This is a genomic window from Subdoligranulum sp. APC924/74, from assembly GCF_003324125.1.
Classification (GTDB): domain Bacteria; phylum Bacillota; class Clostridia; order Oscillospirales; family Ruminococcaceae; genus Gemmiger; species Gemmiger qucibialis.
Window position 1 is genome coordinate 1 of record NZ_PSQF01000047.1, and the last position, 23,351, is coordinate 23,351.

A 23,351-nucleotide genomic window follows, 5' to 3' on the forward strand; every position below is an offset into this window, starting at 1 on the left:
TTGGCAACGCAGATGCCGTGCCGCAGCTGCCGGAGCGGTGCTTAAGCCGCAAGGCGGGAATTGTGCGGTGTTGCCTTAGGTTTGTGGCGTGGAACCACCCCTCACCGGCTTTTGCCGGAGCTCCCCTCCAGGGGAGCCAATCTCTTACTTTAGGTCTGAGGTGGCTCCCCTAGAGGGGAGCTGGACGCGAAGCGGCCTGAGGGGAGGTTTCCCGCTGCCAGGCTAAAAATTTGCAGGGAACGACACCTGCATCGGCCCGCATGACGGGCCTTGCCAAATATTTTGCCCCTGAATACCGCAAACACCCGCGGGCGCACAATCTGCGCCCCTACGGGTGGGCAGCCATTAAAACCTGATGATTTCATTCCAAATGTGTGGTAGGGTTGGGTGACCCTATCCTACCGTGAAAAAAATGCCGATTGTGCTGTACCGATTATCCCTTTTTCCGATTGAACCCAATATACAGCACCAGCCATGCCGCCGCCACGCACACCAGGGTAATCAACCCCAGCATCTGCCAGCTGTGCACCAGGTTGGGCACGGTGGCATCGTACATCGGGCTGTCCAGTCCTGCTTTCAGCCAGGAAAGGCGGTCGTTCAAATCGGTGGAAGCGCCCAGCGCCCCCATGCCCCAGCGGCAGACAATGATATAGCTGATGGCCGTCAGCGCGCCGGTCATACTGAACATAACGCCGCTGAACACCACCTGCCCGATGATGAGCACCAGCACCAGCAGCACCGCGGCTTCGCTGCTTTTCAGGCTGGCAGATACCAGCAGGCCCATGGCACTGGATGCTGCCATGAGCAGGAAAATCGTAATGAAGATTTCTACATTGGTATCCAGCAGCAGGTGGTTTTGCGGAATATGGATGATCTCCACAAAGCCTGCCGTCAAAATGCCCGCCTGCACGGCTTCCACCAGAAACAGGGTGATGGCCTTGCTGAGCACCGTTGCCAGCAGCGAAACGCCGACGCTGGCTTCACGGAAGATAATCTCCCGGTCTTTACAGATCTCGCGGTAAGAGTTCAGCAGCCCCATAAAGGACGCCATGGCGCACACAATGAACAGCACCGTGCGGCTGCCGATGTTGATCAGGTTGGAGGTAAAGCAGTCCGGCTCCCCCACCAGCTTGATGACAAGCACCATCAGCGGGGCCTGCAAAATCAAGCTGCCAAGGGTCAGCTTCTGGTTCCAGATCAGCTGAAAATTGCGGGAGATGAGCACCGCCAGCTGGCGCAGCAGCTTGCCGATTTTTACGCTTTGCATCGTTTTTCCGCCTCCTTGGCTGCTGCCGGGAACCGCGCTGCAAGGCGATTGAATTCCGGGCTGGTAAAGTATTTCCGGCGGTAATATTCCACCTGTTCGGGGTCGTGCAGCTTTTCAAAAATATCGCTGGTCAGTTCCACATCAAAATATTCATCCATCGCTTCGGGCGAACCATAATAGCACAGCACGCCGCCCGTACCCAAAAAGGCGATCTTATCGCATAGATTGATGTTGGACATGTTGTGGGTAACCATCAGCACGGTGCAGTTTTCGTGGCTCAGCTTGCGGCACAGCTCCATCATGCTGCGGTCCAGATCCGGCGAAAGCCCGCTGGTGGGCTCGTCCAATATCAGCAGCCGGGGCGAAGCCAGCAGTTCCATGGCGATGGAAACCCGCTTTTTCTGCCCGCCGGAAAGGTTTGCAATCATCGTTTTTTCCCGCCCGCCCAGGTCAACGGCTTCAATGGCGTGGGCCACAGCAGCTTTGATCTCGGTGCGGGTGGCATCGCGTGCAATGCGCAGCTTGGCGGTGTAGGTCAGGCTTTGTTCCACCGTCAGCTCGTCGTGCATAATGTCTTTCTGCGGCACATAGCCCAGCACGGCATCAAAGGCATTGCGGTTGCCGCGGGTGTCAATACCGTCAAAGCAGACGCTGCCGGAGGTGCAGGGCGACGCCCCGGTGATGCAGCCCAACAAACTAGATTTGCCGGTTCCGGAACCGCCCACCACAACCACAAAGCTGTTGGGTTCCACCCCCATGCTAGTGCCGTCCACAATGTTCAGCGGCTTGCCGGTGTTGCGGTTTTTGACGGTTTTATACACATCCAGCAGTTCAATGCTGATGCCCACCTTATGCTCATGGTAGTGCAGCATTCCGCCGGAAAATGCAAACACCTGGGTGGGCACATTGATGACAGCGCCGTCCGTCAGCAGCTCATTGCGCACGCGGGTGCCGTTCAGGTAAGTACCGTTGGTGGAGCCAAGGTCATTCAGTTCATAGTGGCCGTCCTTATACACCACCTCGCAGTGGTGGCGGGAAACACGGTCGCTGGTCAGCTGCACATCGCAGTCCTCGCCGCGGCCGATCAGGATGCGGCGCTTGCGGCGCACATCCAGCTCCCGCAGCACGGTGGCGTTGGGCGTTTCCCGCCGCAGGGCGGCGGTACCCTCGCCCTGGCGGATTTCCTCCACGCGGAAGGTGATTTCCTGTGTGGTTTCGTTGCCGTCGATATTCAGGCCGATCACATCCCCCGGCTGCAGGGTCACTTCCTCACCGGAATGGATATAGCGGTTATTGTACCAGGTGCCGCAGGTCGTGGAGCCTGCGTCCTGCATCAGCCAGGCATTGTTTTTGTATTCGATTGTGAACTGGTGTTCCCCCACGTTGTTGCGGCGCAGCACAAAGCTGCAATCGCGCCCACGGCCAAACACAAAGGGAGCTGCCGTGCTGGAAAGGGTCAGCTTTTGGCGGTTGCGCCGCTCGCTGACGGTTAAAATAATCTCACTGGCCAAGGGAGTCACTTCCTCTCTTTCGGCGCTGCATTCCAATTGAACTCCGGCCCACACAGCGGCACAAAACGCAGCTGTGCGCCGCCTAAAGCAAAGGTATCCTCCGCTGTCAGCGGCATTTTTTCAATCAGGCTTTTTCCGTTCAGGGTGCACAGCTCGTTGGAAGATCCCGGCAGCGCACACCAGTTGTTATCCTGTGGGTCATACACCACAATGCCGCGCCGCACCGCAAGCGGGCTGTTGGCATCCAGCACGGCGGGGTCCCCGGCCGCATCCACCCCCAAAAAGTTTCGGCCTTCGCCCAAACGCAGGTCCTGCCCGCGGGCGGGGCCGTCCAGTACCACCAGCCAACCGGCCACCGGGCCTTTGGGTGCGGCAAGGTCAACCTCGGCAGCGGTGCCGGGCTGAGCAATGGCGCTGCCGGCCTCCAGCCCGCCATTGCAATAGGGGCATTCGGGGTGTTTATCGGCATCATAAAAATGGCCGTTGGGGCATTTGGTCAGTTTCATCATTTTCCTCCTTCGGGCGCGTTTACAGCACAAGCCGCAGGGTGGTGCGGCCAATTTTTATGGTATCGCCGTTTTGCAGGCGGTATTCTCCGCCGATGGGGTCGCCGTTCACCATCACGGCGGCTCCATCCAGCGGGCGCAGGGTCACGCCGCTGCTTTCCACTTCCAGCACCGCGTGCTGGGGGCGGGTGCGGCCATCCGCCAGGCAGAGGTCACACTGGGCGGCATCGCTGCCGATAATCAGGCTGCTTTCCACATAGGCGGACCAGCGGGTTTCTGCAATGCCCCGCCGGGTAGAAAGGTACAGGGTGATCCACCGCCTCGGCAGGCTCTGCTGCACGGGGGCGGCATCTGTCAGCAGGTGTTCGGCTTCGGCCAGCTTTTCCTCAGTGCGCTCCTTGCGGCCGCGCAGCAGGGCTGCCGCGGCCAGCACCACCAACAGCCCGCCCAGAATAATGGCAGGCAGCCGGAATCGTGCCAGATAGAACGCCCTGTCCTTGGGCCAATCCTCCACGGTAAAGCGGTATACGGTGCCGGAATCGCTCACGTTGGCCGCGGTCATGGCGCTGGTCATCTTGTTCAGCTTAATGGTATAGGTTCCCTGGTACAGCGGCTCGGTGTACAGCGAAACACTTCTGCCGTCCGCGCTGGCAATGGCCTGTTTAACTTTTACATGCCAGCCCCAGATATCCTCGCTCTGAATGCTGTAACAGGTCAGGTCCTCCGCACGGCCCACGGCCTGGTTAAACCGAATGGTCATGGCATAGCGGCCGTGCAGCGTCACGCTTTCCACCGCCGGTTTGGCCAGGCGGTGGCCCATATACACGGTAGCGTTGGTTTTCACTGCGCTGCCCAGCTGCGGCACGCTCAGGGTCAGCACATCCAGGCGCTCGCCGTAAAAATTTTCATCCACCGCGGTTTTGATCTCCAGCGCATTGGCAAGGGCCTGCTGTTTTTCAGCCAGGGTATCGGCCAGTTCGCTTTCATGCACCACATCCAGCTTATCGCCGCCCAGGGCCTGGCCCAGCTCGGCAAGGGGGTTGTCATCATCCACCGTCACAAAGATATCCAGCGGCATGTTCAGGCGGCTGGCGGCATCTTTGGCCACAGCGCCCAGCAGAGCTGTGCTGGTAGCGGTATTGCCCGCTTCCGTCAGGGCAAAGATCACCTTGCGCGGCGCAATGCTCTGGTAATTTTCGTTGATATCGTTATAAATTATTGTGGCTGCCTGCACCAGATTGGGCTCGTTCTCTTCCTGGCTTTCCAACGCGTCCACGGCGTTCACTGCCGCCCTGGTATCAATGGTCGCGGGCAGAACGCAGGCTGCATCCCCGGCCAGGGTATACAGCATAATCTGGTCCTTTGCGCCTTTGGCGCTGATCAGCCGCCGCAGCGCAATGCGGTATTCTTTCAGCGTGTTTTCGTCCACACTGTTGTCCACCGCCAGTACATAGCAGATCGGCTCGTTCGCCATGCCGATGTTGCCGGTGGGGATCTTTTCATCCCCCAGGTACAGCTCCACCCCTGCCGCCCGCACAAGGTCCGGGCTGATGGGCTGGCCTTGTGCATCCGTTGCCTGAACAAACACGTCCAACTCCGGCACGTTGACATAGATCTGCTCAATGGAAAATTCCCCGATCGTGGTGCCTAATGCTTTGGGCGCACACAGCAAAGCTGCCATGACTGCAGCAACAGCCATGGCAACCAAAACCTGTGTGAATTTTTTTACCGCAGCAATTTTCACTTACAGGCTCCTATTCTTTACATTACATTGTTTACAGTTCTGTGTCCAAGGCGCATCTGAAAACAAAGAAAATGACAACTATTTCGCAAGCGCAAGATGGATTCCAAGGGCAATACCGCATAATTCTAAGTGCCGATACGGCGAGCGAGGTGCGGCAGCTGCTAAGCCAAAAGCGCAGATAATACTTTGTGTATTATCGAGCATTTTGGCAACGCAGATGCTGTGCCGCAGCCGCCGAAGCGGTGCTTAAGCCGCAAGGCGGGAATTGTGCGGTGTTGCCCAAGGTTTTTAACGCAAAATCCGGCTGCGTTTGTAGAAATAGGCTACATTCTCGTCTTTTCAGATGTCCTGCAGTCCATGCTGCTCCCGCATGCGGCGCAATGCGCACAGGGCGCGCATTGCCTTTTGGCGGGCGGCGCGCTGTTTGGCGGCTTCCGGCGTTTCGGGCTGGGGCTCTTCCGGCACGGCGGGCGCTTCTTCTTCGGCTTCAGGCTCCTGCGGCTTTTCCCGCGGGGGAAGCGGCATGGCCGGGGCGTCCAGCTCGTCCTCTTCCTCAAAGCTGGGCATTACCGGGGCCATCGGCGTGGCGGAAGGCGGGGTATCGTCCGGGCGCGGGGCATCCGCCGGGCGCACAATGGGCGAAGAGAAGATGGCCCCCGGCACTTCAGTCAGCGCCGGACCGGTCTGATGGTTGGGGTCCCCGGTGGGATGATCCGGCTTATCCTCGGTCTTTTCCGGTTCGGGTGTTTCTTCTGTCTTCGGCTGTTCTTCTGTTTCAGCCTCCGGCGCTGCGTTTTCCGGCGTTTCTTCCTCCGGCTGCACGGCTGCGGGCTCTGCCGGGGCGGCAGCTTCTTCCTGTTTTTCCACTTCCTGCGGGGCGGTGCTCTGCTGGCTCAGGGTTTCGGGTTCGTCCTCCTCCCCGGCAGCAGCGGCCTGGGCGCGCAGTTCATCCACCGCGCGGGCCACCGTTTCGGGGCTTAAATCCAGCGCAGCTTCCGGCGTAGGCACGGTGTGCAGCTCCGGCAGCTCGGTTTCCAGCTCGCGGTCCGCGTTATCGGCAGCGCGGGCTTCGGCGGCGGGGTCATTGGCAATGGCTTCGTTCTGCAGGTTCAGCAGCTTGCGGCTCATCAGGCCAAGGTAGTCAATCAGCGCGGCACGCTGGGCCTCCATCTCCCGCACTTCGGCACGCAGGTTGTTCAGCCGCAGCTGGTGGGCGTTCTGGATCTCATTGGCTTCCGCAGCGGCGGCATCCACCAGCTTTTGTGCCTGGGCTTTGGCCTGGTCGCGGGCCGAAACATCCATCGCCTGGGCTTCGGCCTGGGCGTCCTCCTTGATCTGGTCGGCGCGCACATGGGCGTTGGCCACAATGTCCTCCGCCTTCTGGCGTGCTTCCTGCATGATCTCTTCTTTGCCATTTTCCAGCGCATTGCGGGCATCGTCCAACTCACGGCCCTTGATGCGCAGGGCGGCTTCGGCCTGGTCGGCACGTTCCTGCAATTTTTCTTTTTCTTTTTGCAGGCTGCCGTTCTTCAGCCGCAGAACGGCCACCTGGTCGTTCAGCGAATGGTTGCGCTCCTGTAGGGCGGAAACCTGGGCGTCCAGGCTTTCTTTCTGGCGTGAGTATGTAGAGCTGCTGCCCGCCAGCGCAGCGTTCTGGCCGGAAAGCCGGTTGTTCTGGGCGGTCAGGGTCTGGCAATGCTGCTGCAATGCAGCGTTTTCCTGTTCGGCCTTGCGGGCCTGGGCTTCGGCCCGGCCAAGGCGCTGTTCATATTCCGTGCAAAGGGCCTGCAGTGCCGCACGCACATCGTCCGGCTCATAGCCGCCAAAGCGTGCTTTACGCATTCCACTCTGCTCCATAAAACGGGTCACATCAATTTTCGGCACGGTATTTTGCCCCCTCCTGCTCCGGGCAGCAGCACGGCAAAAGCTTTTTGTGCAGTTTTGCAATCCTGCGCCTGGGCAAACGTACATTATTAAGTAATATTATACCAATTTCCCTTGTGGTGTGCAACTAATTTGTGTGATGTATGAAAAGTAAAAGGAATCGGCTGAATTTCCGCTCTTTCCGCCGCATCTTGGGGTGGGCGGTGTAAAAAATGTAAAAACCGCACCGCTGGTGCAAAATCTGGGCCGGGGGGCTCGTATGATTTAAGGTAACACCGCACAATTCCCGCCTTGCGGCTTAAGCACCGCTCCGGCAGCTGCGGCACGGCATCTGCGTTGCCAAAATGCTCGATAAGACATCCAGTATTATCTGCGCTTTTGGCTTGGCATCTGCCGCACCTCGCTCGCCGTATCGGCACTTAGAATTATGCGGTATTGCCTTAATAGTCAGCCAAATGCCGCTGCAACGGCCCGCGCAGCCCAGCAAGCATTCCCGGCTCGCTATTTTTGTTGCTTTTCACAATTTTCAATTTCACAATTTAGCATTGCTGCACAAAAAAATGTAGTTCGATTTGTCAATCCTTGTCGCCGCTTTCCCTTGTTTTTGACACATTTGGAGAGTATAATACTCTATCATCGCAAGGGGAATGGTCCCCCTGCGGCGGCCTTTTTTCTTAAAAAGGAGTGTTTTTTGTGATTCGTACATGGTGCAAAGACCATCCCATCCAGTTCATGGCCTGCTACCTGGTCTTTTATCTTGCGTTTTTCAAATTGTTGGAACAGGGCATCCAGGTGCCGGATCTGGTGCTCCACTGCCGGTTGGATGATCTGATTCCGTTCTGTAAATACGCCATCATCCCTTATTACCTGTGGTTCGCCTGGATTCCCTGTACACTGTTCTATTTGTTGTGGTTCAATGACCGGCGGGAATTCTGGCGGTTGTGCCTGCCGCTGTTTACCGGCATGACCCTCTCGCTGCTGTTCTGCGCAATCGTACCCAATGGTACCGACCTGCGTCCCGCTTACATTTACGGCAATGATATCTTTACCCGCACGGTACGCGCTTTGTGGCGCACAGATACGTCCACCAACGTGTTCCCGTCCATCCATGTGTTCAACTCCGTCACGCTGGCGTTGGCTTATCACCACTGCGCACGGCTGCGCGGCCGCAAATGGCTGTGGGTGCGCGTATCTGCCGATCTGCTCTGCGTTTCCATCATTCTTTCCACCATGCTGTTAAAGCAGCATTCGGTGATTGATGTGATGGGCGGCATCATCCTGGCTCTGACGCTGGACGCCGTGGCCGATGCCGTTGCCCTGCGCACAGCGCCCTCGGTTGCTTATCGCCACAACCATCACCATGCGCTGCCCGAACATTCTTAAATGTTTACCGGTTCCTGAAAAGGGGCCGGTTTTTGTTTGCAATCTTTCGGGGGAGAGGATATAATTCCGGCAAGGTCCTGCGTGTGGAACGATGCGGAGCATCGTCCCCTACAAATGTTTTTTAGGGCAATACCGCATAATTCTAAGTGCCGATACGGCGAGCGAGGTGCGGCAGATGCCGGAGCGGTGCTTAAGCCGCAAGGCGAGAATTGTGCGGTGTTGCCTTAGAATTACCACACTAGTAGGGGCGCACATTGTGCGCCCGCCGCCCTATCATCTGCTCCTCTTGCGGGCAAGCCGCTCACCATCCCCACAAACTCCCGCCCCTCAAATCACCACACATCCCATCAAAAGCCCCCGTTTCATCTTGCAGTACGCCCCAAAATGTGGTATTCTATCCTCAGCAAAGTTTTACTGTGTCCTAATCATTCAAAATGTTTTTCACTATTTCTACTGATACGGAGGAATATTCATGCAAAGCATTCAGACTGTATCCGAAAATACAATTTATGTCGGCGCAAGTGACCGCCGCCTGGCAAAGTTTGAAAACCTGTTTCCCATTCCGCGCGGCGTCAGCTACAACGCCTATGTGATTCTGGATGAAAAAACCGCCCTGCTGGACACCGCCGATGCCAGCGTTGGCGCACAGTTCCTGGAGAACGTTGCCGCCGCCCTGGATGGCCGCAAGCTGGACTATCTGATCGTGGACCACATGGAGCCGGACCACGCCGCCATGATCGAAGCCGTGCTGGTGCGCTGGCCGGATCTGCGCCTGGTGGTGAACGCCAAAACCCTGCCCATGCTGAAAATGTACTTTCCCACGGACAACGCCGCCATTGACGATGCCCTGGTGGTAAAAGAGGGCGACACGCTGGACCTGGGAAAACACAAGCTGACCTTTGTGATGGCCCCCATGGTACACTGGCCGGAAGTGATGATGACCTTTGACACCACCACCGGTACCCTGTTCAGCGCCGATGCTTTTGGCGCCTTTGGTGCCCTGGAGGGTGCCCTGTTCGCTGATGAGGTAGACTTTGCCGGCAAATGGCTGGACGATGCCCGCCGTTACTACACCAACATTGTGGGCAAGTACGGCGTGCAGGTGCAGGCTGTGCTGAAAAAGGCCGCCACCCTGCCCATCGAGACCATTGCCCCGCTGCACGGTCCCGTGTGGCGCAAGAACCTGGGCTGGTTCATTGGCAAGTATGACCTGTGGAGCCGCTGCGAACCCGAAGAAAAGGCGGTTGTTGTGCTGTACGGCAGCATGTACGGCAACACCGCAAGCGCCGCCAACGCCCTGGCCGCCAAAGTTGCCGCCAAGGGCGTAAAGGTTGCTGTGCATGACCTTTCCTGCATTGACAACAGCGAAGCCGTTGCCGAGTGCTGGCGCGCATCCACCATTGTGCTGGCCGCCCCCACCTACAACGGCGGCATTTACCTGCCCGCCGCCAACCTGCTGGAGGACCTGAAAGCCCTGAACCTGCACGACCGCACCTTTGCCCTGGTGGAAAACGGCAGCTGGGCCCCGATGTCCGCCAAGCTGATGGCCGCCAAAATCGACGAGCTGAAGAATTGCATCGTGCTGGACGCCAAGGTAACGGTGCGCGGCCGCCTGACCGCCACCCAGGATGCCGAACTGGAAGCCTGCGCCGCCGCGGTTGCCGCCAGCATGTAAAAATTTCGCCATTTCCTGAAACGATCAACCATAAATACAAAAGCCATGCCGCCGTGGGTTTTCCACAAAGCGGCATGGCTTTTGTTGAATGTTGGGTTTGCTTTTTGCTTTTCTTTACTGGCTTACAGCTGCAATTTCGGGCTGTTCCCGGTGTTTCCGGTCAGGCCATCGGCACGCAGCATGTTTTCCATCACATCAATGTCAGTCGAAACGTCCAGCGCGTCATCCTCAAACAGGCGATCCAGCTGGGCTTCAAAGGCGGTCACAAGGGTATCCATCACCTGTTCAATGCGCTGTTTGGACTCGCGGATGTTCTCCCCCTCCACGCCCTGGGCATCCAGCTCGGCATACGTTTTGAGCAGCTTCAGGGCCGTGGGCAGATAGTAATCCATGAACTTGCGCATCTGCGGCAGCTTGTCCGGGTTCTGCTTGGCCTGGGCAAAAATTTTGGCGCTGACGGCTTCCAACCGGCTGATCTTATCGGACATTTCCTCGCCGGGGATGGCATCATTCAAGGCCCGCAGCTGGTTCAGAATCTGGGCATAATTGTCCTCCGCCTTTGCTTCTCCCGGCTGGGCTTTTGGGGCTGCCGCGGGGGCAGGCTGCGGAGCGGGCGGTGCGCCGCGTACCACCAGGGTACCGGTGCGCATATCCAGGTAGGCGTTCTCTCCAAACACGCCCTTGTCAATGCAGTTTTCCAGGTGCTTGCAGCACTTGGCGTAATTGCAGGGGATGGCATCCGCGATCTCCTGAATTTTCATGTAGGGGGCGTTGCCAACAATGTTACTGATCTTTTTGCGCATGCGGCGGCCGGTGCGCAGCTTCCACCCGGCAAACAGGAAGCCCGCGCCCGCAAACAACAGGGTCACGCTGCCCGCAAGATCCTGGAACAGCCAGGTCCAGTAACTGCCGCCCTGCGTAAGGGCTTCCGGCAGCCAATACACGGCTTCCGGCAGGTTGGCCACCATGGCAATGGAAAAAATCACGCCCAGAACCGTCAGGGCAATGCTCCAGCCCTCACCTTTATCCTTGCGGCCGCGCTCATTCTGGCGGGCGGTCTGCTCCGGGTCATACGCCTGTGCGCGGTCCGCGTTCTGGTAGATCTCGACCCGCTTCTCGGCTTTGTGCGCGGCTTCTTCCGCTCTCTGCACCACGCGCTGGGCATCCCGGCGCATCTTTTCCACTTTCTGCGGGTCCGCATAGATGGGGCGGACGGTATACGGCTGGCCGGTCTGCCGGTTGTTCTGGCTCCAGCTCTGCGGCGCAGAGATTTTGCCCATTCGCAGCAGATGGTTGATGATCATCATTGCAACGCCAATCGGCCACGCCGCAAAGCAGAATGTGATTACGATCACCCACCAGGGGATTTGGAACACACCATCCCCTTTGTGGTATTCCTGGCTGGCGTCTTGCCGGGGGCCGCCGGGCTGGTCATACAGCGGCTGCTGCCGCGCACGGTCCTGGTCTTCGTTATAGGGGTTCGGGTTATACGGGTTTGGCATTCCTTTTCCTCACATATCTTGGGCAACACCGCACAATTCCCGCCTTGCGGCTTAAGCACCGCCCCGGCAGCTGCGGCACGGCATCTGCGTTGCCAAAATGCTCGATAATACACAAAGTATTATCTGCGCTTTTGGCTCGGCATCTGCCGCACCTCGCTCGCCGTATCGGCACTTAGAATTATGCGGTATTGCCCTTGTTTACGGCAGATCCGCAATCAGCTGCCGCAGTTCGTCCGAAAGATAATAGGTGCTGCCCTGCTGGTAGGGGTTGTTTTTGTTGTACGGCACATGGGTGCACAGGTAGTCCATCCAGTGGGAGTACCCGGCAACCGTCAGGTGGATGCCGTCATTCTGGGCATAATCCGCCGTCAGGTAGCCATCCTCCCCGGTAAAGGCTTCTGTCAGGTTCAGGTAATAGAACCCGCGCTCCTTGCACATTTCTTTGATTTTATCGTTCATGCTGCCCACGCGCTCGGGGGTCAGGCCGGGGGCCTGGTCCAGTGCTTCGGGCCGCACGTTCAAAATGGACTGCACAAAGATCATGCTGTTGGGCAGCGTGCTTTGCAATTCATCCAGCAGTTTGCCGTAATACGCCAAAAAGCCTTCATCATTGCCCAATCCCGCCAGTGCGTTGGTGCCGATCAGCAGGTACAGCTTGGCGGGCTGCTGCTCGGCCAGGATATCCAGCGGAACCTGCTCGGCATCGTCCTCATTGGTGTTTTTCAGTGCGGCGCGGTTCACGATCTGGTTGGGGCTGGTGCCTTCATACCCCAGCACCAGCGCACCACCCACGTTAATGTCATAATACGCAATGCCTGCGGTCAAAGAATCGCCCAAAAATGCCGCATCGGAAAACCAATCGGTGCTCACCCGGCCAAACTCCGGCACCATGTCGGGGGCCTGCGGGGCGGCGGTGTAAGTATAGGTTTCGGCCTGCTGCACCGGGCCAATGGTTCCCCAGTCAATGCTTGGGCCGCCGTTGCCGGAGTCATCGCTGTCGGCATAGGGCACGGGGGCCACCAGCCGCCCGGCCTGGGCGGTCTGCTCTGTGCCAACCGGCACATTTTCCACAGCTTTGTTGCTTGGCAGCAGCAGGGTAATCACCCCGGCCAACAGCAGAATGCCCGCCGCTGTGCCCGCAAGGATCACCCGCCGGTCCGGCAGGCGCGGTTTGCAACATAGGCGGGGATGCCGCGCGCTGCCCCGGTTGGGCTGCTGCGCATGATAGGCCGACCGCTGCTGCGGGCGGGGTGCTGCCCTGTGCACGGGCTGCGGCTGGGCCGCCGGGCGTTCCGCTGTACGGCGGCGCGGCGGCGGCTCCGGTGGCTGCTGCGCCGGGCGGGTGGGCCGCTGCGGGGGGCGCTGTGCCCCAAGGCCCGCCGGATCCACCCCGCGCCGTACCTTGCCGCTACCGGGCGCGTTCACTTTCCTGGGCATTCTGTTCTGCTGCGGCTGGCTGCTCTGGTAGCCGCCGTATCCGCCTTCTCGGTTTGGCATTGCCGTACACCTCCCTGCTGGCTTTTGCCGTATCCATAAAAATAAAGCTTTGGTGTTTATTGTAGCATATTTTTGCCGCCAAAAACAGACCCTGACCATAATTTCCCGCGCAATACAGCGCAAAGCCCGCACAGCAGCTTGCTTTGCCGTGCGGGCTTTTGTCTGTTGCAAATGATTACGGCTGCACAAATACCTGGGCTGTGCTGCTGCACGCAGCCTGCGCGGTTCCGCTTGGGCCGGAACCTGCCGCATCCTGTACCGCCGTCAGGGTCAGTGTCACCGTATATTGGGTATCGCTTTGGGGGCAGATTTGCGGCAGCGGCGCATCCCACCGCCCGGCGCCAACGGGCTGCCCGGCCCCCACGCGGAAGCACCCCATCACCTGGCCATTGGCATCCGTTACCGTATAGGCTGCGTTGCACCACGCATTGTTTGTGCCGTCCGGCAGGGCGCTGCTATCCCCGTGCGGCGGGCGCAGCATGTAGCCAAAGTTCACTGCCTGCCCGTTCTGTATCGTTTGGTCTACCGGGAAGCACGGTGCATTCAGCGGCAGGTCCATCCCAACCGCCGGGTATCGCACCATATAATCGGTTTCATGTACGGTTTGCAGAACACCTCCTTCCCCCACCGGAATGCCCTGCCCGCCAAAGCTGCTGCCGCGCGCTGACTGCAGCCCGGCAAGCTGGACCACCAGCTTTTTGCCTGTTGTAAAATCAAACCCGGAAGCCGTCAACACCCCGTTATCCAGCGCCGCAGCCACTTTGGGGCAGTTCTGCATCGTCTGGCTCCACCCCTGCGGGGTCTTGTCCACTGCCCAGTATTGCAGCCGCGCACTGCCGGCATCCAGCTCCGATGCCAGGGTATAGCGGATCACCGCGTCTGCCCCGCCCGCTTCGCTGCTGGTTTCCAGGCGCAGGGTGTAGCTGCCCGCAGCATCGTCCCAGGTTGTGCTGGCATCCAGCTGCCAGCCGGTCTCTTTTTGCTGCGTGTTCTCCTCTACCGGGGTGATGGACGGCAGTTTCATCTGCTGCAAAACGGTATCCAGCCCCTGCCGCAGCGTTGCGGGGAGCTCTGCCCGCAGTTCCACCCGGCGCTGGTCCGAAAAGCAGTCCAGATAGGTTTGCAGTGTTTCGCGGTCTTTCGCTGCCAGAACCGACCGGTAAAAGCTTTCCGCCTCCGCCGCCAGCCCGGTTTCCTCTGCCTGGGCCTGAACCGGGGCTGCTGCCCCCAGCAGAAGCATCACCACCAGCGCCAGACTGATCCCCGCCCGCTTCATTGACTCTTATCTCCGGGCTGTTCTATTTCCGTTCCGGGCGGTGCGCCCAAGGCAGCCTGATCCAGCAGTCCCTCATTGCCCCGTAAGCTGCCCGGCTCCACCGCCAGCGTTACCCGGTGCGGCGTACCACCCGCCTGCAGGCCGGTACCAGCCGCCCACGGTTGTTCCTTCAAATCCAGCTGCTGCATCACCGCCCAGCCTGCCGCCTGGGTCACCGCCCCGGCTGCGCAGCGCAGCCACGCTGTAAACAGCGCGCCCATCAGGCAGCACGCCGCCAATACCATCGAAGCTGCTCCCACAGCAAAACGTACACGCTCTTTCATTGTGTCAGCCTCCTTCCCATTCCGCCCACAGCGGAAGCCCCGCACAGCCCGCCTTATCCGCCTGCGGGGATCACCCTCTCTGTTCAAGCCCAATGCCTATCCGCGCTGCATGGCTGACGGCTATTATGGATTCTCTCCACCATGCCCCGCCGGGTTCTGTTCCTGCTTTGACGCCCCTGCTCCTGCCTGCCGCCAATGGCGGATATGTACGTTGGTACCCGGCAGTGCGCCCCTGCTGTCCCTTTGCCCGGCTGGCGGCTTGTATCGCCGCACCATGCTGTGAACAGCTCCGCCGCCCTGGCCAAAGGCAGCGGCCGCTGTTCTCTTTGCGTGTTATGATGATACCACCCCACCCGCGCATAAAATGCAAAACCCTGTCAGCCCCCGAAAAAACTTCCCGACAGGTTTTTAAAAAATTTTGATTTTTTTTGAAATTTATGCTTGACATTCTCTTGCCCAGTTGCTATACTATAAAAGCTGAATCAAGCAGGCGTGCTTACAGCGCAAAACAAATATTGCCCCATAGCTCAGTTGGTTAGAGCACCTGACTGTTAATCAGGGTGTCGTCCGTTCAAGTCGGACTGGGGCAGCCAAATAAACCTTGAAGCTTCTGCTTCAAGGTTTTTCTTTTATGTTTTTTATGGGCGGTATCAGTATCTGCTCCATATTGCCGCTTTTACCCTCTACCCCAAAATCTGCACTGAATTTTTTCTCTATCCGCAATCACGGGGTTTGGCATTGTTTTGTTCCGCTTCAGCCTGCTTATACATAGTCAGGCCCCCCGGCTAAGCCGGGGGGCCTGCGGAACCCCTAAGGTGTATCTGAAAACAAAGAAGATGACGGATATTTCGCAAACACAAGCAGGATTTTGCGTGTGTAGAATATCGAAAGCGGCGTTCAGCTGCTTCGCCTGCGCAGGAAAGCGCTGTGCCGCAGTATCCCGGAAATCACGGGAAAGATACGTTTCTTTCCTCTTCATCGTCCGTTACCCTTTCTTTTTGTACCCGCAGTCACAGCAGGGTCCGCCGGAGGCAAGGGTGTACTGCCGCACAAAATCCGTCACGCCGCCCGCCTCGCTCATGGTGTAGTCCAGATGGCACAAAGCAGGGGTCAGGTCGTACAGTCCCAGCTCCTTCATCAGCACACAGATACCGCACCTGGTAAAGCGTCCCTCGTAGCCGCTGCCATCCGGGTACTCGTAAAACTCCATGTTCCACGAGTAGGGGTTGCGGTCGGCGGCTTTCAGGGCGGCGGTGGCTTTCATAGCGGCAATATCCTTTGCGGTGAATTTGCTTTTTCCGCTCTTGCGGCAGAACCACTGCATGGGCGCTGTCATCATGGATTTTGCGTAGTAATCCGTCAGCCTGTCCACCTCCGGGCGCTGCGGCATGGAGAGAATGAATGCCCCGATCATCGCGCAGTTGACAAGATTCATCTTGAAGCGGTCAGCCTTTTCAAACTCCGGCAAACCAGCAATGATCTGCCGGTATTGTGGCTTTGCCTTTTTCGTGATGGCTCTTGCGGTGGCTGCATCATAGCCCAGCACAGCGGTCAGCTGCTTTTGAAAGGAGCCAGCAAACAGTGCCCACATCCCAAAGGGCATTCCGGTGTACTTCATTGCAGATACCTCCCGGCTTCCGCTTCCAGTTCCTGCCATACCGGGTAGGCTGCGCCATGCTCATCGAAAAATTTCCTGAGATCCCGGTTCAGTGCGCTCATTTCGTCGATGGCGTTCATTGCGTGGTCGGAGGCGCAAAGCTTGCCCAGCGAGGTGGCGCACATCAGCTTGAAAAAGCGCAGGCAGGTCCTGCGGTATTTTTCCCCTTCAAAGTCTGCATCCTCCTTGGGCAGAATGGTGTGCCCGGCATTTCTGATGGCGCGGTATCCCTCAATGTTGGCATCCAGCAGACGATTCAGGTACGCAGTATCGCCCCTGAGCTTTTTCAGGTCGCCGTCCGTCTTATAGCAGGCGAAAGCCGCCGGCATCACGAACGCGGCGTGGCAGAGCAGATAATCCTCCATGTTCGGCTCGTAAGCGACCTTGTATTTTGTACCGTGGAAGATGCGCCCGATCAGCTGTTTATTGGCGGCTGTACCCGGCAGCTGCCCGATGGTGATCTTTTTCAGGTCGATGGAAACGACCCGATCCGACTCCCGATGCCCGGCAGAAAGTGCAAAGGCAAACAGGACATTCTTCCCCGGCAGTGCCGCCGCCAGTGCTCTTGCCTGTACGTTGTTGCCCACAAAAACGATGTTTTTCGTCCGGTTCGCCCGCAGCGTGTACAGAACGGAATCCAGCTGCGTATAACGCAGAACCACAAAGATCACATCGTACGTTGCATCCGGTGCAAGTTCGGTCACCACCGGAATACGGCTGACCGAGGTGCGGGGCGAAAATTTATCCTTGATCCGCAGACCGTTCTGCTTGATCTCCGCTGCCCAGTTTCCCCGCGCAAGCAGGGTGACATCCTTTCCTGCGCGCAGCAGATTTCTTGCCAGATTGCACCCCAGAACGCCTGCACCATATACCAGAATTTTCATGCCTTCGTCTCCTTTTGTTCCTCGTTTTCTGTTTCCGTTTTGGCTTCTTTCCGGCAGACAAACCATGCAATGCCCTTCACATTTTCAAGGGTTACGGCTGTGTACATCTGCTCCAGCCGTTTTTTTAAGCTGGAAACTGTTTCATAGGGCGGTGTGAAAAATCCCGCCTTTTCATAAATATGCCGGACAAACCAATCCGTCCGCTTGCGCTCGTCCGCCACATAGAAGCAGCCGCAGAATGTCCCGCCGGGTCTCAAGACCCGGAAAACTTCCCGATAAGCGGCTTCCTTATCCGGGAATGCGTGAAAGCCGTTCAGTGACAAAACGATGTCGAATTCACCGTCTGTAAAGGGAAGCGTACCTACATCCCCCTGCTGAAAGGTTACATTTTTCAGGTGCAGTCGATTCGCCTTTTCCTGTGCCTGCCCCATCATATCGGCCGAGTAATCCAGACAGGTAATATCCGCTTCCGGCAGCGTCCTGTAAAGCGGCATGGTCAAAATTCCGGTTCCCACCGGCACCTCCAGCAGTTTGCCGGAGAAATGTTCCGGGATACCGGACAACGCATTTTCCAGATAAGCGTCGCATTCCGCCTGATTCATATCCCAAACCAGGCGGCACACCGCTTTTCCGCTCAAGGTAGAGCAGGTGATCATACCATCATAAAAATTGTTGCCGCCTGTCAGCCGATAGGCGCTGCGAATCGCTTCTTTTCGCTCCATGTTCACTCCTCTTACACTATTTCACCGCTTTTTTCACCATAACGCACAGACAGCCCTATTTGGCTTTGTGATTCTTCATCGCGACCGGCGCCTTCTTTTCCTGCTCCCGACCAGAAAACCGGATCTTCACAATCTGCATCTTCATCATTCCATCACCGACTTTTGCCAGAAATCGGAAAAAGCCGTTGACGGAAGGGTCTTTCAGGTCGCTGTAACCCAGCATATAGCCCCGGCTGGACACCTGCAAACGGCTGTCCCACGGGGAAAGCTCGCTTTTCGCATCCGAAACGGCAAAATACGCCCCCACATCCTTGATCTTAGCCGTCTTGAGCCATGTTTTTGCGATCATCTTCACCGCTGTCCGATTGGCCGCATCAAAGACCAGAACCCCGCCGGGGAAAGCATCTGCCATCCCCTGCACCAGTTCCCGGACCTGCTGGGTCAGGAAGTAATAGAACACCCCGGAGGCAAAGAACACCGCCCCGCCGGATGCATTGATTTTGTCAAACCATGCGGGGTCTTTCAGGTCGCAGGGGATGTTTTGCTCCCGCTCCCCGGCGGGCAGCAGCTGCTGCCGCAAGGCAATCACATCCGGGAAGTCCAGATTGTAGATTTTGCATCTGCCGTTGTCGCAGGCTCTGCCGGTGTTGTCCAGCCCGCAGCCCAGATTGACCACCGCCGCGCAGGGGTGGTTTTTCAGATAATCCCGCACCTCCCACGCAAGGTCATTCTGCCGCATGGCCACCTCCAGCGCACCGAAGCGCTGCATCAGGCTGCGGGAATTTTTCTCTGCCACTGAAAAGTCGTAGTCGATCTGATCAATCAGGCGTACCGCCGTTTCGTCCCGATAGAGGTTTGGGTACAGTTCCGAACACAGCTTCCGGGAATACAACGGGAGAATCAGCGTTTCCTGCACCGTGTTTCTCTCGATTTTATATTTCATATCGGGTTCTCTCACTTTCTGATAAACGGCAGCTTCGGCATACCGTCATGCTCGGCGATAGATGTCAGCATTTCAGCGAAGCCCCTCGGATCGCGTATCTGATATTGCATATGATCGTATCCCCCAAACACGGGATAATGGCCGCAGGGGTAGGCTTCCATCACGGTCTGACGGTATTTGAAATGATCTTCTATGCTGCCAAACTCAAAATAGATCTGCTTTTGCAGTTCTTCGGGAAGTGACGGAAAGGGTTTATCCTCCAGGCTGTCCGAAAGCTGCCGCCGCAAATTTGTGTAGGTCAGATTTTCCCCTGCGGCTATAAAATACGGCTTTATGGAATCATCATCACACCACAGGATCTTTTTCAATGTGCCGCCCTTTGACCAATACAGGCTCTTGATGGCCAGATACAAAAACGGTGCCATCACGCGGCGCGTTCCTTTCCAGATTTGCGCAAACTGCCCGCCGTCAAAGAAAACATGTCCGATGGGCAGCTTCGTACTTGTTAAAAGCGCCATGGCAAGATCGGCACCAATCGAAGAAGCCACAACCAGTTCAAGGTGTTCCACTCCCTGCGATTTCAGATATGCTTCCACTTGACGAACCTCGTCCGCCTTGCTGACATATTTCTGCCCTTTGCAGTACACGGTGGAGGTAGGCAGAATGCAGAAATACCGATCTTGTAAATATTTCGCAACCGGTTCGCTGCTCTCCCCCGTCACACCCATAGCATGAAAGAACAGCACCGCAGGATGATTCCTGTTGCCATAAGTTTGAAACATCATTGATATCGCCTCATATTTTCATAAAAAGCATCATAATCGCCGCCAGTGCTGCCGAAATGACCGCCATACCAATTGTGCCGAACAGCCACTTTTTGCCCTTATCCTTGGCTGTAATGTAGGGTTTCAGGTCTTCCGTTCCCGGAATTTCCCATGCGTTCGTATGTCCTACCCAATAGCCGTCAACCCAAAATCGGTCTATGAGATTCATAACGGACAGTATGACCAGCAGCTGCCAGAAGCCCTGAACGAAGCCCTTTGCGCCGTTGAGCGCATAGACGCAGACCAGCACATAGGCGATGTATCCGGGGACGCAGACAGCTTTGAAAATCAAAGCATTTCGCTTGATTTTCGCGTGTGTTGTAAGTCCCAGCGTTACGCACCGCTCCTGCACCTCCTGGCTGTAAAGATGCACCATGCCCACCGCGCCCTTGCGGATACCGATGGCGCAAACCAAAATGAGCAGAACGCCCAGCCCGATGCCTTCCAAAATCACCTGTAAAAGCATTACCGATTTCTCCTGAAGCCCGCCTCATCCCGGTATTCGGGATGTTCCTTTACATATGGATCCTGATCGCCGCAGATGGTATAGTCGCATCGGCAGCCGTCCACGCAGGTGGTCGTCCGCACGAGCTTGGCATGGAGCAGTTCCATGGACGCATAGTCCACATTGCACAGGGCGGGCATAATGTCCGCAAATCCGAACCGCTTGGCAAATTCCGCCGCCGGACACGCCGTAAATTCATAATAGATGGGCTTGCTATTTTCGTAAGGCGTAACATCCATCTCGTAATCATGCCATGTGTCACAGTGCTTTTGGGCAGTGCTGAATGCCCGATACATCAGCTTTTTCCAGAATGTCTTGTTGATGTCAACGAATCGCAGCTTCCGGAAGGACGGCAGGATCAGATTTTCTTCTATCTCTTCCATTTCGCGGAATGTGACTACATCCCGGCACACATCGTAAAAGCACATGATGGCGATGCAGTCGTAGGTGCCGCCTACGCCGTTGTGAAAATTCTTTTTACCGCCGAGGTCGGTACGCCACTTGGAAAGAAGCTCTGCGTATCTCAGCTGCACCTGCTCCCAGACCGCCTCGCGCTCCACCTCCGGATAGTGCAGAGTGATTTTCGCCAGAATTTCCTTTTTGCAGGGTTTGGAATATAGCACATGGCAGCTACGGTCAATTTGTAATTCGCTGTCCCTCATCTTCCCACGCCTTTCAGAAAACCGCTCTTTGCATTTTCTTCGGTGTCGTCCGATTCGTCGTAGGCATCATAGGGTGCCGATGGGTCGTGTACTCGTTTTTTGAATGGTGAACAGCTCTTGTCTTTGTGGGCAAACGCAAAGGCAAAATTATCCGTCCATCCAGTGTGACCGGTGATGAAATATGGATGCAGCCCACGTGCGCGCAGTTTCCGCTCCAGCTCCGCCAGTGACTGCACAGCCAGCTTATTGTCCTCCGCCAGCGAGGAAATGAAGCTGTAGCCGCCGTCCGCGCCAAACCACACCGTGTCGCCGGTAAAAAGGTACTTATCGTCAATGAGGTAGACCATATGTCCCCATGTATGACCGGGAACCAGAAAACACTCGATCCTGACGTCGTCAATGTCAAGTACCTGCCCATCGTGCAGCAGTACCTTTTCGTTGTTGATCGTGACCTGCGGCAATTTATAGAGATGATAGATGACTTTTCGCCGCACCTCGCCGGTGAGATACCGGTTCTCGATCTCGCCGATGTATAGCTTCGCATTCCGGAACAGCCCCGGACTGTCTGCTTCCACTGCGCCCACATGGTCGGTGTCCTGATGGGTGATGAGGATGTGCCGGATGGAATGCGGATCGATCCCCAGCCAATTCATCTTCTCTGCCAGCCGGTCATAGTTGTATCCGGCATCGATCATAATGGTGGTATCCCCCTTGCGGTAAAAGAAGATATTTGCCACCCACTCCCGCACACAGGCGACATTTTCATCGATCCAGCCGGTGTTCAATGGTTTGAAAATCTCCTTGCCCCGGTACATCCGGCTCATTGCTTTTCTTTGAAATTCCGTTGCTTTTTTCGACATGATCGCACCTTATTTCTGTGCTGTAACGCACAGCCATCCCTTTTTGTTTTTGTGGCTCTGAATCTTACAAAATCCCGCTTGCTCCAGATACACTTTCAGATCAGCATCCGTATAGATGGTCATACCGTTAATGATTTGCGTCCATTTGTCGTCTTTTGCTGTTTCGCCGTTTGCTTCATTGCAAATGAAAAAAGTCCCGCCGGGCTTCAGCACCCGATAGACCTCTCTGAAATTTTGCGCAAGCTCCGGCCAGAAATAGACCGTTTCAAATGCGGTTGTCACATCAAACTGCTCCGCTTCAAACGGCAGCTCTGCCACGCTTGCCTGCTGCACATTGCACCTCCCTTCCGCAATGGCACCCGCATTGACCTTTCGCGCTTTTTCTACGCTGACAGCCGAGTAGTCAATGCCCTGTACCTTTCCCTTGGGACACAGTTTCAGCAGCTTTTTGATGTTCGCCCCACCGCCGCAGCCGCAGTCCAGCACCATGGCATCCGGGGCAGGCTGCAAAAAGTGCAGCCCCCATTCTGCCATTGCGCTGTGTCCAAAGTTCATCATGGCAACCATGATCTTCCCGCCAAGACCTGCAGGCTTGCGGGTGTTTTCAAAAAAGGACACAACTCCACCCTCTTTCTGTTTCCCGTTCATAATGCAATGCTTTTTACCAGATGCGCCCACTGTTCCGGGTGGCAGGCCAGCAACTCCTCGTGCTGCAAGTTCTGCTCATGAAGAACCGGATGTGCAAAATGCTGCTGATACCGGGCACGATATTTTGCGCCCATTTTCAGGGCGTAAAAAATATGGATTTCGGTACCGGGCACATGGATCTTATCCGGCAGCGGAGTGATAAGATCAGAGTAGAACTGATTTTTACAGCTCTGCATGGTCACATAAGGGCGGGCCTTACCGAACATTTTCAGAAAGGCTTTGACATAATCCCCCGACTCTCTGGCACGCTTATCCAGACGCTTTTGGAGAAATTTTGCCTTAAACTTTCCGTCCCGAACCACAGGGTAGATCAACGGCAGCAGAAGATTTGTCTGCAAGCTTGCCGCCAGCGGCGATGCCTGATCCAGGTCGGAGCTGCCCAGAATGCCGTAGTCCATGTGGATGTTCTGCCGTGCCGCCAGCAGCCCCACGAAGGAGCCGCCCAGAGAGCAGCCGTAGGCTGCCCGGATGTGACCACCGCAGTGGTTCTTGAGGTAGGCTTCGATCTTTTTGGTTTCCTCCAGCATGGTGGGAAATTCGGTCTGTTCGGTTTCGTCAAAGCCATCGTAGCTGACACACAGTACCCGGAAGCTGTCTGCCAGAAGCGGAATCACTGCACCGAAATTGCTTTTCCAATGGCAGCAGGTACCCGGTAGCAGCAACAGCACCGGGGCATCCTCTGCACCAAATGTGTAGATTTTCATCGTGATACGTTCCTTCTGTTTTTTCTGCCCGCAAACGGAAGAGACGTGCTTCTTCGTGCAGAGCAGAACCACAAGTTAGATAAAGCTAACTTTCAACCTCGTAAAAAACCGCTACTCAGCGGTCCTTCTGCAAAAATAATACGCCCTGCTGTTACCTCTGTCAAGAAGTTTAGGGCAATACCGCATAATTCTAAGTACCGATACGGCGAGCGAGGTGCGGCAGATGCTAAGCCAAAGGCGCAGATAATACTGGATGCTGCAAAGGTGAGCGCCGCCAGTGGCGGATGCAGCGAACCGAAGCAGGGGCAGCGGTC

22 protein-coding genes and 1 tRNA gene are annotated in these 23,351 nt (G+C 56.7%); 3 read left to right on the plus strand and 20 right to left on the minus strand.

Annotation, left to right across the window (positions count from 1 at the left end; all coding sequences use genetic code 11):
* Window positions 1-433: 433 nt before the first annotated feature.
* The 5 genes from C4885_RS10660 to C4885_RS10680 all read right to left on the minus strand — a co-directional run bounded on the left by C4885_RS10660 (window position 434) and on the right by C4885_RS10680 (window position 6,912).
* The gene (locus C4885_RS10660) at window positions 434-1,267 is read right to left on the minus strand and encodes an ABC transporter permease (protein ID WP_114000328.1); all 834 of its coding nucleotides are present in this window, start codon (window positions 1,265-1,267) and stop codon (window positions 434-436) included.
* On the minus strand, window positions 1,255-2,778 hold the full coding sequence (locus C4885_RS10665) for an FHA domain-containing protein (protein WP_158538877.1): 1,524 nt from the start codon (window positions 2,776-2,778) through the stop codon (window positions 1,255-1,257). Before C4885_RS10665 ends, C4885_RS10660 begins: the two co-directional genes overlap by 13 nt.
* Before the next feature lie 5 nt (window positions 2,779-2,783).
* Window positions 2,784-3,284, minus strand: a complete 501-nt coding sequence (locus C4885_RS10670) for a hypothetical protein (RefSeq protein WP_114000330.1) — start codon at window positions 3,282-3,284, stop codon at window positions 2,784-2,786.
* 22 nt (window positions 3,285-3,306) lie between these two features.
* Window positions 3,307-5,028 (minus strand): FHA domain-containing protein, encoded by a 1,722-nt coding sequence (locus tag C4885_RS10675; protein WP_114000331.1) that lies wholly within the window; start codon window positions 5,026-5,028, stop codon window positions 3,307-3,309.
* 339 nt (window positions 5,029-5,367) lie between these two features.
* Window positions 5,368-6,912 carry a hypothetical protein gene (locus tag C4885_RS10680; protein ID WP_147237823.1) on the minus strand — a complete coding sequence of 515 codons (1,545 nt, stop codon included), beginning with the start codon at window positions 6,910-6,912 and terminating at the stop codon, window positions 5,368-5,370.
* Window positions 6,913-7,605: 693 nt separating this feature from the next.
* Between C4885_RS10680 and C4885_RS10685 the strand changes: the two genes are divergently transcribed.
* Window positions 7,606-8,295: a phosphatase PAP2 family protein gene (locus C4885_RS10685; RefSeq protein WP_114000333.1), complete on the plus strand. Its 690-nt coding sequence runs from the start codon at window positions 7,606-7,608 to the stop codon at window positions 8,293-8,295.
* A 472-nt stretch (window positions 8,296-8,767) separates the two neighbouring features.
* On the plus strand, window positions 8,768-9,970 hold the full coding sequence (locus C4885_RS10690; RefSeq protein WP_114000334.1) for an FprA family A-type flavoprotein: 1,203 nt from the start codon (window positions 8,768-8,770) through the stop codon (window positions 9,968-9,970).
* Between the two features lie 122 nt (window positions 9,971-10,092).
* Here C4885_RS10690 and C4885_RS10695 read toward each other — a convergent pair whose 3' ends face one another.
* The 4 genes from C4885_RS10695 to C4885_RS10710 form a co-directional block, all read right to left on the minus strand.
* The gene (locus C4885_RS10695) at window positions 10,093-11,472 is read right to left on the minus strand and encodes a 5-bromo-4-chloroindolyl phosphate hydrolysis family protein (protein WP_242979549.1); all 1,380 of its coding nucleotides are present in this window, start codon (window positions 11,470-11,472) and stop codon (window positions 10,093-10,095) included.
* Window positions 11,473-11,670: 198 nt separating this feature from the next.
* Window positions 11,671-12,969 carry a GDSL-type esterase/lipase family protein gene (locus C4885_RS10700; protein ID WP_114000335.1) on the minus strand — a complete coding sequence of 433 codons (1,299 nt, stop codon included), beginning with the start codon at window positions 12,967-12,969 and terminating at the stop codon, window positions 11,671-11,673.
* A 175-nt stretch (window positions 12,970-13,144) separates the two neighbouring features.
* On the minus strand, window positions 13,145-14,245 hold the full coding sequence (locus C4885_RS10705; protein ID WP_114000336.1) for a hypothetical protein: 1,101 nt from the start codon (window positions 14,243-14,245) through the stop codon (window positions 13,145-13,147).
* Window positions 14,242-14,568: a hypothetical protein gene (locus tag C4885_RS10710; protein ID WP_114000337.1), complete on the minus strand. Its 327-nt coding sequence runs from the start codon at window positions 14,566-14,568 to the stop codon at window positions 14,242-14,244. Before C4885_RS10710 ends, C4885_RS10705 begins: the two co-directional genes overlap by 4 nt.
* Before the next feature lie 516 nt (window positions 14,569-15,084).
* On the opposite strand from C4885_RS10710, the gene C4885_RS10715 reads away from it, so the two are divergent.
* A tRNA-Asn gene (locus tag C4885_RS10715) sits at window positions 15,085-15,161 on the plus strand.
* 392 nt (window positions 15,162-15,553) lie between these two features.
* Here the strand turns inward: C4885_RS10715 and C4885_RS10725 are convergent.
* The 11 genes from C4885_RS10725 to C4885_RS16765 all read right to left on the minus strand — a co-directional run.
* Complete coding sequence (locus C4885_RS10725; RefSeq protein ID WP_114000338.1) at window positions 15,554-16,186, minus strand: L-2-amino-thiazoline-4-carboxylic acid hydrolase; 633 nt, start codon at window positions 16,184-16,186, stop codon at window positions 15,554-15,556.
* Entirely contained in the window at window positions 16,183-17,109 is a 927-nt protein-coding gene (locus C4885_RS10730) for a ketopantoate reductase family protein (protein ID WP_114000339.1), read from the minus strand. The genes C4885_RS10725 and C4885_RS10730 overlap by 4 nt, the downstream gene beginning before the upstream one ends.
* Complete coding sequence (locus tag C4885_RS10735) at window positions 17,106-17,831, minus strand: class I SAM-dependent methyltransferase (RefSeq protein ID WP_114000340.1); 726 nt, start codon at window positions 17,829-17,831, stop codon at window positions 17,106-17,108. The genes C4885_RS10730 and C4885_RS10735 overlap by 4 nt, the downstream gene beginning before the upstream one ends.
* Before the next feature lie 55 nt (window positions 17,832-17,886).
* Entirely contained in the window at window positions 17,887-18,774 is an 888-nt protein-coding gene (locus C4885_RS10740; protein ID WP_114000341.1) for a class I SAM-dependent methyltransferase, read from the minus strand.
* Window positions 18,775-18,785: 11 nt separating this feature from the next.
* The gene (locus tag C4885_RS10745; protein ID WP_114000342.1) at window positions 18,786-19,559 is read right to left on the minus strand and encodes an alpha/beta fold hydrolase; all 774 of its coding nucleotides are present in this window, start codon (window positions 19,557-19,559) and stop codon (window positions 18,786-18,788) included.
* A gap of 10 nt (window positions 19,560-19,569) precedes the next feature.
* The gene (locus tag C4885_RS10750) at window positions 19,570-20,064 is read right to left on the minus strand and encodes a hypothetical protein (protein ID WP_114000343.1); all 495 of its coding nucleotides are present in this window, start codon (window positions 20,062-20,064) and stop codon (window positions 19,570-19,572) included.
* On the minus strand, window positions 20,064-20,765 hold the full coding sequence (locus C4885_RS10755; RefSeq protein ID WP_114000344.1) for an L-2-amino-thiazoline-4-carboxylic acid hydrolase: 702 nt from the start codon (window positions 20,763-20,765) through the stop codon (window positions 20,064-20,066). Before C4885_RS10755 ends, C4885_RS10750 begins: the two co-directional genes overlap by 1 nt.
* Window positions 20,762-21,625, minus strand: coding sequence for an MBL fold metallo-hydrolase (locus C4885_RS10760; protein WP_114000345.1), 864 nt, complete (start codon window positions 21,623-21,625; stop codon window positions 20,762-20,764). The genes C4885_RS10755 and C4885_RS10760 overlap by 4 nt, the downstream gene beginning before the upstream one ends.
* A gap of 9 nt (window positions 21,626-21,634) precedes the next feature.
* Window positions 21,635-22,243: a class I SAM-dependent methyltransferase gene (locus C4885_RS10765; RefSeq protein ID WP_114000346.1), complete on the minus strand. Its 609-nt coding sequence runs from the start codon at window positions 22,241-22,243 to the stop codon at window positions 21,635-21,637.
* Window positions 22,244-22,269: 26 nt separating this feature from the next.
* Window positions 22,270-23,037, minus strand: coding sequence for an alpha/beta fold hydrolase (locus C4885_RS10770; protein ID WP_114000347.1), 768 nt, complete (start codon window positions 23,035-23,037; stop codon window positions 22,270-22,272).
* 92 nt (window positions 23,038-23,129) lie between these two features.
* Window positions 23,130-23,351 (minus strand): hypothetical protein (locus tag C4885_RS16765; RefSeq protein WP_207657592.1); only part of this gene is annotated, 222 nt, incomplete at its 5' end.